10 protein-coding genes are annotated in these 14,770 nt (G+C 72.5%); 5 read left to right on the forward strand and 5 right to left on the reverse strand.

Translation table 11 applies throughout. From position 1 onward, the window contains the following. Positions 1 to 72: 72 nt before the first annotated feature. Positions 73 to 3,378, reverse strand: a complete 3,306-nt coding sequence (gene carB, locus H4F90_RS07200) for a carbamoyl-phosphate synthase large subunit (protein WP_182662791.1) — start codon at positions 3,376 to 3,378, stop codon at positions 73 to 75. A gap of 27 nt (positions 3,379 to 3,405) precedes the next feature. Further along, positions 3,406 to 4,560, reverse strand: a complete 1,155-nt coding sequence (carA, locus tag H4F90_RS07205) for a glutamine-hydrolyzing carbamoyl-phosphate synthase small subunit (protein ID WP_182662793.1) — start codon at positions 4,558 to 4,560, stop codon at positions 3,406 to 3,408. Between the two features lie 342 nt (positions 4,561 to 4,902). Here carA and bfr point away from each other — a divergent pair, with 342 nt between their 5' ends. From bfr to H4F90_RS07220, 3 genes are all read left to right on the forward strand, one after another. Then, positions 4,903 to 5,385: a bacterioferritin gene (gene bfr, locus H4F90_RS07210; protein ID WP_182662795.1), complete on the forward strand. Its 483-nt coding sequence runs from the start codon at positions 4,903 to 4,905 to the stop codon at positions 5,383 to 5,385. A gap of 117 nt (positions 5,386 to 5,502) precedes the next feature. Beyond that, positions 5,503 to 5,724: a (2Fe-2S)-binding protein gene (locus H4F90_RS07215; RefSeq protein WP_182662797.1), complete on the forward strand. Its 222-nt coding sequence runs from the start codon at positions 5,503 to 5,505 to the stop codon at positions 5,722 to 5,724. A gap of 2 nt (positions 5,725 to 5,726) precedes the next feature. Continuing rightward, positions 5,727 to 5,954: a hemin uptake protein HemP gene (locus H4F90_RS07220; protein WP_182662799.1), complete on the forward strand. Its 228-nt coding sequence runs from the start codon at positions 5,727 to 5,729 to the stop codon at positions 5,952 to 5,954. 24 nt (positions 5,955 to 5,978) lie between these two features. Here the strand turns inward: H4F90_RS07220 and H4F90_RS07225 are convergent, their stop codons facing one another. Continuing rightward, on the reverse strand, positions 5,979 to 6,380 hold the full coding sequence (locus tag H4F90_RS07225) for a GlcG/HbpS family heme-binding protein (protein ID WP_182662801.1): 402 nt from the start codon (positions 6,378 to 6,380) through the stop codon (positions 5,979 to 5,981). Positions 6,381 to 6,522: 142 nt separating this feature from the next. On the opposite strand from H4F90_RS07225, the gene H4F90_RS07230 reads away from it, so the two are divergent. Further along, a complete protein-coding gene (locus H4F90_RS07230) occupies positions 6,523 to 7,212 on the forward strand; it encodes a Bax inhibitor-1/YccA family protein (protein ID WP_182663118.1) in 690 nt (229 codons plus the stop codon). 89 nt (positions 7,213 to 7,301) lie between these two features. Here H4F90_RS07230 and H4F90_RS07235 read toward each other — a convergent pair whose 3' ends face one another. Both H4F90_RS07235 and H4F90_RS07240 read right to left on the reverse strand, forming a co-directional pair. Then, the gene (locus H4F90_RS07235) at positions 7,302 to 8,429 is read right to left on the reverse strand and encodes a phospholipase (RefSeq protein ID WP_220486052.1); all 1,128 of its coding nucleotides are present in this window, start codon (positions 8,427 to 8,429) and stop codon (positions 7,302 to 7,304) included. Between the two features lie 14 nt (positions 8,430 to 8,443). Continuing rightward, positions 8,444 to 10,861 (reverse strand): Tex family protein, encoded by a 2,418-nt coding sequence (locus tag H4F90_RS07240; RefSeq protein WP_182662803.1) that lies wholly within the window; start codon positions 10,859 to 10,861, stop codon positions 8,444 to 8,446. 173 nt (positions 10,862 to 11,034) lie between these two features. Here H4F90_RS07240 and recC point away from each other — a divergent pair, with 173 nt between their 5' ends. Further along, positions 11,035 to 14,703 (forward strand): exodeoxyribonuclease V subunit gamma, encoded by a 3,669-nt coding sequence (gene recC, locus H4F90_RS07245; protein WP_182662805.1) that lies wholly within the window; start codon positions 11,035 to 11,037, stop codon positions 14,701 to 14,703. The last annotated feature ends 67 nt before the right edge of the window (positions 14,704 to 14,770 follow it).

Raw genomic sequence — 14,770 nt, forward strand, 5'->3', positions numbered from 1 at the left:
GGGTCCGGCGTGTGGGGGAAAAAGGAAGGCCGCCTTCCCGATCCCGGGGGCGGCCGTCTGAGGCGGCGAAGTTTAGTGAAGTTCGGCGTGCAGCTCTTGCAGGGCAAACACGCTGATTCCGTCTTCGTGCTTCAGCGCCTCGGTCGCGGCCTCGCAGCCGGCCATGGTGGTGTAGTAGGTCACGCGGTTGGCCAGGGCCGCGGTGCGGATGTAGCGGCTGTCGGCGATCGCGGTGCGGGTCTCGTCGACCGTGGTGAAGACGAGCTGCACCTCGCCGGCCTTGACCATGTCGGCGATGTGCGGCCGGCCGTCCTTGACCTTGTTGACCACCTTCACCGGCACGCCGGCCGCCGCGATGGCCGCCGCGGTGCCCTTGGTGGCCAGGATGCTGAAGCCGAGATCGTGCAGGTCGGAGGCGACCTTGACCGCGCGGTCCTTGTCGCTGTTCTTCACCGAGATGACGACCGCGCCCTGATCCGGCAGGCGCGAACCGGCACCGAGCTGGCTCTTCAGCATGGCCTCGGCGAAGGTGGCGCCCGCGCCCATGACCTCGCCGGTCGAGCGCATCTCGGGGCCAAGCACCGGATCGACGCCCGGGAACTTGTTGAAGGGGAAGACCGCTTCCTTGATGCTGAAGTAGGGCGGCACCACCTCGCGCGGGGTGCGGCCGTCGGCGCCGCGCTGGCTGCTGAGCAGCTGGCCGGCCATGGCACGCGCGGCGATCTTGGCCAGCGGCTGGCCGGTGGCCTTGCTGACGAAGGGCACGGTACGCGAGGCCCGCGGGTTCACTTCCAGCACATAGACCACGGCCTGCGAGGGGTCGGCGCTGAAATCGCCCTGGATGGCGAACTGCACGTTCATCAGGCCCTTGACCTTCAGCGCGCGGGCCATCAGTGCGGTCTGGCGGCGCAGCTCGTCCTGCAGGACGGCGGGCAGCGAGTAGGGCGGCAGCGAACAGGCCGAGTCGCCGGAGTGCACCCCCGCCTGCTCGATGTGCTCCATGATCCCGCCGATCATCACGCCGTCCTCGCGGTCCGAACCGTCGGCGATGCAGTCCACATCCACCTCGACGGCGTCGTCCAGGAAGCGGTCCAGCAGCACGGGCGACTTCTCGCTCACGCGCACGGCCTCGCGCATGTAGCGCTCCAGGTCCTTGTCGCCGTGCACGATCTCCATGGCGCGGCCGCCCAGCACATAGCTCGGGCGCACGACCAGCGGGTAGCCGATCTCCTGCGCCAGCTTCAGCGCAGCCTCCTCGGTGCGCGCGGTGCGGTTGGGCGGCTGCTTCAGGCCCAGGCTGTGCAGCAGCTGCTGGAAGCGCTCGCGGTCCTCGGCGATGTCGATGCTGTCGGGCGTGGTGCCGATGATGGGCACGCCATTGCGCTCCAGGTCCAGCGCCAGCTTCAGCGGCGTCTGGCCACCGTACTGCACGATCACGCCGACCGGCTTTTCCTTGGCGACGATCTCGAGCACGTCCTCCAGCGTCACCGGCTCGAAGTAGAGGCGGTCGCTGGTGTCGTAGTCGGTCGAGACCGTCTCCGGGTTGCAGTTGACCATGATGGTCTCATAGCCGTCCTCGCGCATGGCGAGGGCGGCATGGACGCAGCAGTAGTCGAACTCGATGCCCTGGCCGATGCGGTTGGGGCCGCCGCCGAGGACCATGATCTTCTTCTTGTCGGTCGGCTGGGCCTCGCACTCGCCGTCCACGCCTTCGTAGCAGGAGTACATGTAGGCGGTGCCGGTGGCGAACTCGGCCGCGCAGGTGTCGACCCGCTTGTAGACCGGGCGCACGCCCAGGGCGTGGCGCGCCGCGCGCACGGCGTGCTGGTCGCTGCCGAGCAGCTTGGCCAGACGGCGGTCGGAGAAGCCCTTCTGCTTGAGGAAGCGCAGCTCGGCGGCCGAGAGGCCGGCCAGCTCGCGGCCCTTGAGCTGACCCTCGATGCGGATGAGGTCCTCGATCTGCGCAAGGAACCAGGGATCGATCGCGGTCTCTTCAAACACCTCGTCGAGCGACATGCCGATGCGGAAGGCGTCGCCGACGAAGAGGATGCGCTCGGGGCCGGGCTCGCCGATCTCCTCGATGATCTCGTCGCGATCCGTGCTTCGTTCGGACAGGCCGTCGATGCCGGTCTCCAGGCCGCGCAGCGCCTTCTGGAAGCTTTCCTGGAAGGTGCGGCCCATGGCCATGACCTCGCCGACCGACTTCATCTGCGTGGTCAGGTGCGGGTCGGCGGCCGGGAACTTCTCGAAGGCGAAGCGCGGGATCTTGGTGACGACGTAGTCGATCGAGGGCTCGAAGGACGCCGGCGTGGCGCCGCCGGTGATGTCGTTCTTCAGCTCGTCGAGCGTGTAGCCCACCGCCAGCTTGGCCGCGATCTTGGCGATCGGGAAGCCGGTGGCCTTCGAGGCCAGCGCCGAGGAGCGCGAGACGCGCGGGTTCATCTCGATGACGACCATGCGGCCGTCCTTCGGGTTGATCGAGAACTGCACGTTCGAGCCGCCGGTGTCGACGCCGATCTCGCGCAGGATCGCGATCGAGGCATTGCGCAGCAGCTGGTATTCCTTGTCGGTCAGCGTCTGCGAAGGCGCCACGGTGATCGAGTCGCCGGTGTGGATGCCCATGGGATCGAGGTTCTCGATCGAGCAGACGATGATGCAGTTGTCCGCCTTGTCGCGGACCACTTCCATCTCGTATTCCTTCCAGCCGATCAGCGATTCCTCGATCAGCAGTTCCTTGGTCGGCGACAGGTCCAGACCGCGCTTGCAGATGGTCTCGAACTCCTCCGGGTTGTAGGCGATGCCGCCGCCGGTGCCGCCGAGCGTGAAGCTCGGGCGGATGACCATCGGGAAGCCCGGGCCGCCGATCTCGGCCTGGATGCTCTTCTGCACCGCCCAGGCCTCTTCCATCGAATGCGCGATGCCGGACTTGGCCGAGCCCAGGCCGATCTTGGTCATCGCGTCCTTGAACTTCAGGCGGTCCTCGGCCTTCTCGATCGCGTGCTCGTTGGCGCCGATCATCTCGACGCCGTACTTGGCCAGCACGCCATGGCGGTGGAGGTCGAGCGCGCAGTTCAGCGCGGTCTGGCCGCCCATGGTGGGCAGCACGGCCATGCGTTCGTCCGGATGGGCGGCGCGTTCCTTGGCGATGATCTTCTCGACCACCTGCCAGGTGATGGGCTCGATGTAGGTCGCGTCGGCCATGCCCGGGTCGGTCATGATCGTCGCCGGGTTGCTGTTGACCAGGATGACCCGGTAGCCCTCCTGGCGCAGGGCCTTGCAGGCTTGGGCGCCGGAGTAATCGAATTCGCAGGCCTGGCCGATGATGATCGGGCCGGCGCCGATGATGAGGATGCTCTGAAGGTCGCTGCGCTTGGGCATGGTTCTCTCTCGTCTCTTGCGCGCCGCTCAGCGGGCGGCGGCCATCAGGGCAGTGAAGCGGTCGAACAGCGGGCCGATGTCGTGCGGGCCGGGGCTGGCTTCGGGGTGGCCCTGGAAGCAGAAGGCCGGCTTGTCGGTGCGGGCCAGGCCCTGCAGCGTGCCGTCGAACAGGCTCACATGCGTGGCACGCAGGTTCGCCGGCAGGGTCTTCTCGTCGACCGCGAAACCGTGGTTCTGGCTGGTGATCGCAACGCGGCCGTCGTCCAGGTCCTTCACCGGATGGTTCCCGCCGTGGTGGCCGAACTTCATCTTGAAGGTCTTGGCGCCCGAGGCCAGGGCCATGATCTGGTGGCCCAGGCAGATGCCGAAGGTCGGCAGGCCGGATTCGATCAGCTCCGCCGCCGCGGCGATCGCGTAGTCGCAGGGCTGCGGGTCGCCGGGGCCGTTGCTGAGGAAGACGCCGTCGGGCTTCAGCGCCAGCACGTCCCGGGCCGGGGTCTGGGCCGGCACCACGGTCACCTTGCAGCCGCGCTCGGCCAGCATGCGCAGGATGTTGCGCTTGACGCCGAAGTCGTAGGCCACCACGTGGAAGCGGGGCGCGGTCTGGCTGCCGTAGCCCTGGCCCAGCACCCACTCGGACTCGGTCCAGACGTAGGACTGCCCGGTGCTGACCACCTTGGCCAGGTCCTGGCCGGCCATGCTCGGCGCGGCCTGGGCACGGGCGATGGCGGCGGCGCGGTCGGCCTCGCTCACGACATGGCCCACCGGGAAGCTGACGATGCAGCCGTTCTGCGCACCGAGGCTGCGCAGGTGGCGGGTCAGGCGGCGCGTGTCGAGGCCGGCGATGGCCACCGTGCCTTCGGCGACCAGGTAATCGGACAGGCTGCGCTGGGCACGGAAATTGGAGACGCGCAGCGGCAGGTCCTTGATGACCAGACCGGCGGCATGGACCTTCGGGGCTTCGACATCCTCATCGTTGACGCCGGTGTTGCCGATGTGCGGATACGTCAGGGTGACGATCTGCCGGCAGTAGCTCGGGTCGGTGAGGATCTCTTGGTAGCCAGTGAGCGAGGTGTTGAACACCACCTCACCGACCGTGTGACCGGCGGCGCCGATCGAGATGCCGGGAAAGACCGTGCCGTCTGCGAGTGCGAGGAGTGCGGGGGGCAGGACGGGCAGCACGGGAAAGACTCCGTTGAGGCACGCCCAGCCCGCGGCGCATGCCGACCCGGAAGGGGTGCGGGGGCGCTGGCGGCGAGGAAACGGCGGTCGTTTCGCGTGGGCGGCAGGTGTGGATGCGGGTAAACCTGAGGAGTATAGCCGAGCCCCCTCGATTCGGTGCCCGCCACCCGAGGCCGCGAGCGCAAGCACGCCCCCTGGCGTGTCCCGTGCACCCGGCATGCGAAGCGCTTTGCGACGCATCCGCAGCACGAGCGCAGCGGCGGGGGGATGGGCCCGGACGGCCCGGAGGGCAGCCTAGACTCGTGCCCACCCGGCCGCCCGGCCGCTTGTCCGGAGAACCCCATGCAAGGCGACCCCCAAGTCATCGCGCACCTGAATGCACAGCTCAAGAACGAGCTGACTGCCATCAACCAGTACTTCCTGCACGCCCGCCTGATGCGGCACTGGGGCCATGACAAGCTGGCCAAGAAGGAGTACGAGGAATCGATCGGCGAGATGAAGCACGCCGACAAGCTGACCGAGCGCATCCTGATGCTCGACGGCCTGCCGAACTTCCAGGACCTGGGCAAGCTGATGATCGGCGAGGAGCCGGTCGAGGCCCTGAAGAGCGACCTGGCGATGGAGATGACCGCCCAGGCCACCCTCAAGGCGGGCATCGCCCACTGCGAAACCGTGCGCGACTACGTGTCGCGCGAGCTGCTGCAGGGCATCCTCGACGACACCGAGGAGCACATCGACTTCCTCGAAACCCAGCTTGGCCTCGTCGACCAGCTCGGCCGCGCCAACTGGCTGCAGCTGATGACCAGCCCGCCCTCGGGCGACTGAACCGGCGCCCGCCCCGCGGCGGGGCGGCAGGCCCTGCCCCACCCATCCCAGGGGCGAGGCCTTGCAATGCGAATCGTTCGCATTTAAATTAGCGGCATCGACCTTTCCGATGCCGCCATGATCATCTGCCTCTGCCACCGGGTTTCCGACCGGGCCATCGCCCAGCACGCCGCCAGCGGGCAGGACTTCGACAGCCTGCAGATGGACACCGGCGTGGCCACCGGCTGCGGCCGCTGTGGCGACTGCGCCCGGGCCGTCTTCGAGACGCACTGCAAGCCGGCCGCCGGGGCCTGCCATCTGTGGGACGCCGGCCAGTGGCCGGCGGCCGTGGGGGCTTGAGCATGAATCCCGCCCTGCCCCCCGGCCTGGCCCCGCGTCGCGCGGCACCGGCCCCCGAGCTGTCGCCTCAGGACCGCAGCGGGATGGACGTCCGGCCCGGCTGCGCCGCGGCGCCGGAAGTGGCCAGCGAGCAGCTCTTCCGCGGTCGCAGCGTCGTGCCCATCCAGCACAACGGCGCGACCTACCTGCTGCGGGCCACCAAGCTGGGCAAGCTGATCCTCACCAAGTGAGGCCACCCAGGCTCCGGGCCGGGCTCAGAGCGCGGCGATGCCGGCCTTGGCGATCTGCGCATCCTCGGTGGACTTGACGCCGCTGACGCCGACCGCGCCGATGCACTGACCCTCGACCAGGATGGGCACACCGCCCTCCAGCAGCCCGGCCAGGCCGGGCGCGCTGAGGAAGGACACCCGGCCGCCGTTGATCACGTCCTCGTAGACCTTGCTCTCGCGGCGACCCAGGGCGGCGGTGTGTGCCTTGGCCGGCGCAATCTGCGCCGACACGGCCGGCGCACCGTCCAGGCGCTGCAGCCAGAGCAGGTGGCCGCCCTCGTCGGCGATGGCGATCGTCACGGCCCAGCCGTTCGCCAGGGCCTCGGCCTCGGCGGCTGCAGCGATGCGCTTCACATCCGCGAGTTCAAGCACGGCTCGGGTTTTCATCCTGAATCTCCTTCGTGGGGCGGCAAGAGGCCGCGGTGGCGGCCGATGCGCATCCACCCAGCAGGCTTCGTGCCGACGAGGGAACTAGACTCGCGCACAACGGTCCATGACCGCGTTCGTGAATTCCCTTTCGGAGACTTTCATGCTCAACCCCTCGATCCAGACGACCTATGCGGGCCGCTCGGCCCTCGGCCAGCAGCGCGTGCTGCGCAACACCTACTGGCTGCTCGCCCTCTCGCTGGTGCCCACCGTGCTGGGCGCCTGGGTCGGCGTGAACATGGGCTTCAGCTTCTTCGGTGGCAGCCCCTTCATCGGCTTCATCGCCTTCATGGCGATCGCCTTCGGCTTCTTCTTCCTGATCGAGAAGTTCAAGAACTCCGGCGTCGGCGTCGCGCTGCTGCTGGGCTTCACCTTCTTCATGGGCCTGATGCTGTCGCGGCTGATCGGCGCCGTGCTGGGCTTCAGCAACGGCGGCCAGCTGATCGCCTTTGCCTTCGGCGGCACCGCGGCGGTGTTCTTCGGCATGGCCACCCTGGCCACCACCATCAAGCGCGACCTGTCCGGCCTGGGCAAGTGGCTGATGGTCGGCGTGATCGGCCTGCTGGTGGCCGGCGTGGCCAACATCTGGCTGCAGATGCCGGCGCTGGCCGCCACCGTCTCGGCCCTGGCCGTGGTGATCTTCTCGGCCTTCATGCTCTACGACATCAAGCGCGTGGTCGACGGCGGCGAGACCAACTACATCACCGCCACCCTGGCCATCTACCTGGACGTCTACAACGTCTTCCAGTCCCTGCTCAGCCTGCTCGGCATCTTCGGCGGCGAGCGCGACTGAGTCGCGGACGGTCCGGGGCAGCCGCCCCGGCCGGCACCGATTCCCAGGGGGCCTTCGGGCCCCTTTTTCATGGCCGCGCGACGGCCGACTCAGAGCGGCTGCACGGGCAGCGCCCGCCGGCCCTCGACCCAGTCGGCGAAAGTCTCGGCCAGGGCCTGGCTGGCAGCCAGCGCGCTGCGCCAGGCGCGGATGCGGGCGGGCAGTTCGTCGGCCCAGCGCTGGAAGTCGCCGCGGTCGGGCAGCTTGCCGCCGGGCAGGCCGGCCACCCAGGCCGGATCGGGGCTCAGCAGCACCAGGCGGTCCAGCGCGGCCGTCGGGCGGTGGCGGCGCCGCCAGGGCTTGTCGAACCAGCCCGGCACCAGCGTCGGCTGGAAGTGCGGGTAGAGCACCAGCGGCGGCGCCTGCGGGCCCTCGGGCAGGGCCGCATAGGGCCAGTGGAAGTGGTAATCGGCCAGACCGCCGTCCCAGTGCGGGCCGGGCGGCGCGCCGGGCACATCCTGTTCGGCTTGGAGCCAGAGGGGAATGGCGCAGCTCGCGCGCAGCGCGGCCTGCAGGTTGCGGCCGTCCAGGGCGATGCGGCGGGTCGGCAGGCCGTCGTCGGCCAGCGGCAGGGGCAGGGGATCGCGCGGGTCGCTGAACAGGCAGCGCGTCAGGCCCAGCCCCAGGCCGGGCCGGGCCAGGGCATTGCCGGCCCAGGCCGTGCCCAGGCCGAGGGCGGTGCGCAGGCGGCCGGGCCGGCCGGCCAGCAGACCGCGCCCCTGGGCGGTCACCATGTGCAGGCGGCGCTGGGGATGGGCCAGCAGCGCCGCCTCCTGCGCGCCGCCGGGCGGGCCGAACTGGGTGCGGATCGTCTCGCCGAAGATCCGGCTGACCTCGGCCGGCGCCGGCGCGCGGCCCGGCGCATGGGGATAGTCCTGGGCGATGTAGGCCTCGGCCATCGCGGCCAGGGCGGCGTCGGCATCGGGCGCGCAGGCGCAGGCCATGCGCCAGGCGCCGATGGACGCACCGGCCAGATGCACGACATGCCCCGGCCGCCGGCTGCGCGCCAGCCAGTCGCCGAAGAGGAAACGGTCGAGCGGATTCAGCACCAGGCCCTTGGGCCCGCCCGCCGCGGCCGGGACCAGGGCCACGTCCTCCGGCCGCAGGCCGTGCGTGCGCAGGTGGGCCGCCGCCAGCGGGCCGGCCTGCACGCGCAGCGGGGCCAGGGCAGCCGGCATCGACGGCCCCGCCCTCAGCGCTTGCCAGCCTGCAGCTTGGCGAAGGCCGCGGCCATGGCATTGCCGCCCGCCGCCTCGGCCGGGCGGCCGCCCCCACCGGGCCGGCCGGCGCCGCGGCCGCGTTCGTCGCGCGCCGCCGGGCGGTAGCGGTTGTCCGCGCCCTCGCCGCGTGCGCCGGGCAGCGCCGCGTCGAGCTTCATCGTCAGCGAGACCCGGCCGCGCGCCAGGTCCACCTCCAGCACCTTCACCTTGACGATGTCGCCGGTCTTCACCACCTCGCGCGCGTCATTGACGAACTTGTTCGAGAGCTGGCTCACGTGCACCAGGCCGTCCTGGTGCACGCCCAGGTCGACGAAGGCACCGAACTGGGCGACGTTGCTGACCGTGCCCTCCAGCGTCATGCCGGGCTGCAAGTCCTTCAGGTCTTCCACGCCCTCGTTGAAGCGGGCGACCTTGAAGTCCGGGCGCGGGTCGCGGCCTGGCTTCTCCAGCTCGGCCAGCACGTCCTTGACGGTGATGGCGCCGAAGCGCGCGTCGGCCAGGGCCTCGGGCTTGAGGGTCTTGAGCACGTCGGCGCGGCCCATCAGCTCGGTGATCGGCCGCTGCGTGGCGGCCAGGATCTTCTCCACCAGGGGGTAGGTCTCGGGGTGGACGCCGCTCAGGTCCAGGGGCTGGTCGCCATCGCGCACGCGCAGGAAGCCGGCCGCCTGCTCGAAGGTCTTGGGGCCCAGGCCCGTCACGTCCAGCAGCTGCTGGCGGTTGCGGAAGGCGCCCTTCGCGTCGCGCCAGCGCACGATGGCCTGGGCCACCGCCGGGCTCAGGCCCGAGACCTTGGCCAGCAGGGGCGCACTGGCGGTGTTCAGGTCCACGCCGACCTTGTTCACGCAGTCCTCGACCACGGCATCCAGGGTGCGGGCCAGCTCGCCCTGGTTCACGTCGTGCTGGTACTGGCCGACGCCGATGCTCTTGGGCTCGATCTTCACCAACTCGGCCAGCGGGTCCTGCAGGCGGCGGGCGATGGAGACGGCGCCGCGCAGGCTCACGTCCAGGTCCGGCAGCTCCTTGCTGGCAAATTCGCTGGCGGAATAGACCGAGGCGCCGGCCTCGCTGACCACGACCTTCTGGATGGCGGGGGCGTCCGGGGCAAGTTTGGCAACCCTGGCGATCAGGTCGGCGGCCAGCTTGTCCGTCTCGCGGCTGGCCGTGCCGTTGCCGATGGCGATCAGGTTCACGCCATGCGTGGCCACCAGGCGGGCCAGGGTGTGCAGCGAGCCCTCCCAGTCGCGGCGCGGCTCGTGCGGATAGACGGTGGCGGTGTCCAGCACGCGGCCGGTGTCGCTCACCACCGCCACCTTCACGCCGGTGCGGATGCCCGGGTCCAGGCCCATCACCACGCGCTTGCCGGCCGGGGCGGCCAGCAGCAGGTCGCGCAGGTTCTCGGCGAAGACCTTGATGGCCGTGGCCTCGGCCGCCTCGCGCAGGCGGCCGAAGAGGTCGCGCTCCAGGCTCAGGCTGAGCTTGACCTTCCAGGTCCAGGCCACGGTCTTGCGGATCAGGGCATCGCCCGGCCGCTCCTGCGCGCGCCAGCCCAGGTGCTGGGCGATGCGGCCCTCGGCCAGCGAGGGCGGCAGCTTGCTGCCGCTCAGGCCGGCGGCCAGGGCCTCGCGGTCGGCCGGCAGCATCAGCTTGGCGTCCAGCAGGCCCAGGGTGCGGCCGCGGAAGACCGCCAGCGCGCGGTGGCTGGGCACCCGGTGGATGGGCTCGTCGTAGTCGAAGTAGTCGCGGAACTTGGCGACCTCCGGGTCCTGCTCGTTCTTCTCGGCCACCCGGCTGCTGACCAGCAGGCCCTCGGCCCACAGCCATTCGCGCAGGCTGCCGACCAGCTCGGCATCCTCGGCCCAGCGCTCGCTCAGCAGGTCGCGCACACCGTCCAGCACCGCATGGGCGTCGGCAAAGCCGGCCTCGGCCAGCTTGGCGGCCCCGCCCTCGTAGGCGGCGACGAAGGCCTGCGCCTCGGCCAGCGGGTCCAGGCCCGGGTCGGCGAAGAGCCGGTCGGCCAGCGGCTCGATCCCCGCCTCGCGGGCGATCATGCCCTTGGTGCGGCGCTTGGGCTTGTAGGGCAGGTAGAGGTCTTCCAGCTCCTGCTTGGTGGTGGCGGCGGCGATCGCGGCAGCCAGCGCGGGGGTCAGCTTGCCCTGCTCGGCGATGGACTTCAGCACCGCGGCGCGGCGCTCCTCCAGCTCGCGCAGATAGGCCAGGCGGGCCTCCAGCTCGCGCAGCTGGATGTCGTCCAGGCCCTCGGTGGCCTCCTTGCGGTAGCGGGCGATGAAGGGCACGGTCGCCCCGCCGTCCAGCAGCTCCACGGCTGCCCGCACTTGCGCCGGACGAACCTTCAGCTCGGCGGCAATCTGGTCGGTGATCTTCGAATCCACGGCTCAGGCCCCCGGGCCGGGGGGCGGTTTCTCACAGGGGGCGGGAGTGTGGCACGGGGGGCGGCGGGGCCCGGGCCAGCCGGCGGGAGGCGGGGCCGCGATCGCCGCCGGGCGACGCAAGCCAGCGCCCCAGGCTCACCCCATGCGCCCGCCGCCCGCCAGAATGCGCCGCCATGGCCGAGCTGCTGCCCCCTGCCCCCGTCCCGCCGGCCGAGCCCGGCGCGGCCGGGGCCATCGCGCCGGGCTTCCTCGTCGTGCAGGGCAACCATGCGGAATCCCTGCGGGCGCTGCTGGTGGCCTGGCTGGCGCGGCAGCCGCTGGCGCCGCTGGAGACCGAATGGCTGCTGGTGCCCAGCAACGGCGTGGCCCAGTGGCTGAAGCTGGCGCTGGCAGCGGATCCGGCCGAAGGCGGCCTGGGCCTGGCCGCCGGGCTGGCCACCGAGCTGCCGGCGCGCTTCCTGTGGCAGGCCTACCGGGCGGTGCTGGGCGAATCGGCGGTGCCGGCCAGCTCGCCCTACGACCGCGAGCTGCTGGCCCTGCGCCTCATGCGCCTGCTGCCCGGCCTGCTGGCGGCACCGGCCTTCGCGCCGCTGGCCGGCTTCCTGGCCCAGGATGCCGACGGCCGCAAGCGCCAGCAGCTGGCCGATCGCCTGGCCGATCTCTTCGACGGCTACCAGGTCTACCGGGCCGACTGGCTGGCCGACTGGGCCGCGGGCCGCGACCGGCTCGCCCGGCCCGGGGCCGAGCCCCTGCCCCTGCCGGCCGAGCAGGCCTGGCAGCCCGCGCTGTGGCGCGCGCTGCGGGCCGATGTGCAGGCCCAGCTGGGCGAGGCCGCGGCCGAGGGCGGCCGGGCCAGCGTGCACCGCCGTTTCCTGGCTGCGGCCCAGGCGCCGGGCACGCCGCGGCCGGCGGGCCTGCCGCGGCGGGTGGCGGTGTTCGGCCTGTCCAGCCTGCCGCAGCAGGTGCTGGAGGCGCTGGCCGCCCTGGGCCGCTGGGTGCAGGTGCTGATGCTGGTGCACAACCCCTGCGAGCACGAGTGGTCGCACCTCGTGGCCGCGCGCGACGCCCTGCGCCTGGCCAGCCGCCGCCGGCCGCGCCGCCCGGGCAGCGAGGGCCCGATCGCCGAGGACGCCCTGCACCTGCACGCCCAGCCCCTGCTGGCCGCCTGGGGCCAGCAGGGGCGCGACTTCCTGCGCCTGCTGGCCCAGCACGACGAGCCCGAGGCCTATGCCGGCCGCTTCGCCGCCATCGGCCAGCGCATCGACTGCTTCGACCCCAACCCGCAGGACAGCCTGCTGCGCCAGCTGCAGGACGACATCCGCGACCTGCGCCCCCTGGCCGAGACCCGCGCCCGCTGGCCGGCGGTGGACCCGGCGCACGATGCGTCCATCCGCTTCCACATCGCCCACGGCCCGCAGCGCGAGGTGGAGGCCCTGCACGACGCCCTGCTCGACGCCTTCGCCGCCGACCCCACGCTGCAGCCGCGCGAGGTCATCGTGATGGTCCCCGAGGTGGCCGACTACGCCCCGCATGTGCAGGCCGTCTTCGGCCGCCATGCCCCGGGCGACCCGCGCCACCTGCCCTTCAGCCTGGCCGACCGCGGCCAGCGCCGCCACGATCCCCTGCTGGCCGTGCTGGAAGGCCTGCTGGCCCTTCCGACCCGGCGCCTGACCGTGGCCGAGGTGCTCGACAGCCTGGCCGTGCCGGCGCTGCGCGCGCGCTTCGGCCTGGACGAGGCCGAGCTGCCGCGCCTGCGCCGCTGGGCCGAAGCCGCCCGCATCCGCTGGGGCCTGCATGCCGGCCAGCGCGAGGCCCTGGGCCTGCCCGGCCTGGGCGGCCAACACGGCTGGGACGCCGGCCTGCAACGCATGCTGCTCGGCCATGCCGTGGGCGAGGGCCCGGCCTGGCAGGGGGTGGAGCCGCTGGGCGAGGTCGGCGGCCTGGAAGCCGCCAGCCTCGGCCCCCTGATCGCCCTGCTGGAGACGCTGGAACGCCATCGCCTGGCCCTGGCCGAGCCCGCCCCGCCCGCCACCTGGGGCGAGCGCCTGCGCGCCCTGCTGGACGACTGCTTCCAGGCCGATGAGGAGGCCGACGGCTACACCCTGCTTCGCCTGGACGCCGCCCTGCAGGCCTGGCTGGACGCCTGCGCCGCCGCCGGCCTGGACGAGCCCCTGCCCCTGGCCAGCGTCGCCGAGCCCTGGCTGGCCGCGCTCGACCGGCCGGCGCTGAACCAGCCCTTCTTCGCCGGCGCCATCACCGTGGCCACGCTGATGCCGATGCGCGCCATCCCCTTCCGCGTGGTCGCCCTGCTGGGCATGCAGGACGGCGCCTACCCGCGCAGCCGCCCGCCGCTGGACTTCGACCTGATGGCCGCCGACCGCCGGCCCGGCGACCGCTCGCGCCGCGAGGACGACCGCTACCTCTTCCTCGAAGCCCTGCTCTCGGCCCGCGAGAAGCTGATCGTCTCCTGGGTCGGCCGCAGCGCGCACGAGCTGCGCGAGCGTCCGGCCTCCGTGCTGGTGGCCGAGCTGCGCGAGCACCTGGCCGCCGGCTGGCGCCTGGCCGGCTCGCCCGAAGCGGCCGGGGACGATCCCGCCGCCCGCCGCGCCGCCGGCCAGGCCCTGCTGGCGGCGCTGACCGTGGAGCACCGCCTGCAACCCTTCCACCCGGCCTACTTCGCCGTGCCCGAGGACGGCGGCGAGCTGCGCCTGCGCAGCCACGAACCCGCCTGGCGGGCCGGCTGGCAGGGCCCGGCCCCGGCGGCCGGCGCGGATGGCGCCGCGCTGGCGCCGGTCCCGCCCGAGGCCAGCCTGCGTCTGGCCGAGCTGCAGCGCCTGCTGAAGAACCCGGCGGCCAGCTTCCTCGGCCGGCGCCTGAAGGTGGGGCTGCACGAGGCGGCGGAGGACGCCGCCGAGCATGAGCCCTTCGCGCTGTCCGGCCTCGACGTCTGGGCCCTGCGCGAGGCCTGGATCCCCGAACTGCTGGACGACCGCAAGCACGGCGGCCCCGCGCCGGCGCAGCGCCTGGATGCCCTGCGCGCCCGCGCCGCCCGGCGGGGCGAGCTGCCCGGCGGTGCCTTCGGCATCCTGGCCGGCGAGCGCGCCGCCCGGCCGCTGCAGGCGCTGATGGAAGCGCTCGACGAAGTCGACGCCGACGCCCCCCAGCCCCTGCCCGACGAGGTGCTGGAGCTGCCCCTGCCCGGCGGCGCCCAGGTGCTGGACCGGCTCGATGCGCTGCGCGCCCGGGCCGACGGCCGGCGCCTGCGTCGGGTCGTGCTGCCCACCGACCTGGTCACGAACGGCCACTACCGGCTCGACAAGCTGCTCGGCCCCTGGCTGGTCCACCTGGCCGCGCATGCGGCGGGCCGGCCGATGGAAAGCCGGATCCTCAGCCCCGTCGGTCACATCACCCTGCGCCCCCTGGAGGCGGCCGAAGCCCAGGCCGCCTGGCAGGCCCTGGGCGAGGCCTGGCAAGCGCATCTCTGCGCCCCGCTGCCGCTGGCGCCGAAGGCCGGTTTCGCCTGGCTGGAGGCGCTGCGCAAGGCCAGACGGCCAGCCGACACGCCAGCCGCCGCCTTCCCCGAAGGCCGCGAGGCCGTGCGCAAGGTGGCCGAGGACCCCGTCGCCGGCACCGGCGCGCATCGGCGCCCGGGCGAGCGCGTGGGCAGCGAGGCCCTGGCCCGCTGCTTCCCGAGCTTCGAGGCCCTGTGGGCCGGCGGGGGCTTCGTCGACGCGGTGCAGCGCCTGCTCGCCCCGCTGGACGCCGCCGTGCAGCGTGCCGAAGGCCAGGGCCGCGGGCGGCGCGGCGCCGCCCCGGCCGGCGACGAGGGCGAGGGTGCATGAACCGTCCCCTCCAGCCGAGCCGCGGCGGCCGCCGGCCGCAAGCCCCCCGGGCCGCCGGGCGGCGGAG

The organism is Aquariibacter albus (assembly GCF_014145335.1).
In the GTDB taxonomy this organism is placed as follows: Bacteria; Pseudomonadota; Gammaproteobacteria; order Burkholderiales; family Burkholderiaceae_C; genus Aquariibacter; species Aquariibacter albus.

What these genes read in the sequence shown, in the direction of transcription:
- H4F90_RS07225 (WP_182662801.1), bottom strand. Translation starts at nt 6,380, where the DNA reads ATGAAAACCCGAGCCGTGCTTGAACTCGCGGATGTGAAGCGCATCGCT.
- carB (WP_182662791.1), bottom strand. Translation starts at nt 3,378, where the DNA reads ATGCCCAAGCGCAGCGACCTTCAGAGCATCCTCATCATCGGCGCCGGC.
- H4F90_RS07230 (WP_182663118.1), top strand. Translation starts at nt 6,523, where the DNA reads ATGCTCAACCCCTCGATCCAGACGACCTATGCGGGCCGCTCGGCCCTC.
- H4F90_RS07220 (WP_182662799.1), top strand. Translation starts at nt 5,727, where the DNA reads ATGAATCCCGCCCTGCCCCCCGGCCTGGCCCCGCGTCGCGCGGCACCG.
- bfr (WP_182662795.1), top strand. Translation starts at nt 4,903, where the DNA reads ATGCAAGGCGACCCCCAAGTCATCGCGCACCTGAATGCACAGCTCAAG.
- H4F90_RS07235 (WP_220486052.1), bottom strand. Translation starts at nt 8,429, where the DNA reads ATGCCGGCTGCCCTGGCCCCGCTGCGCGTGCAGGCCGGCCCGCTGGCG.
- H4F90_RS07215 (WP_182662797.1), top strand. Translation starts at nt 5,503, where the DNA reads ATGATCATCTGCCTCTGCCACCGGGTTTCCGACCGGGCCATCGCCCAG.
- recC (WP_182662805.1), top strand. Translation starts at nt 11,035, where the DNA reads ATGGCCGAGCTGCTGCCCCCTGCCCCCGTCCCGCCGGCCGAGCCCGGC.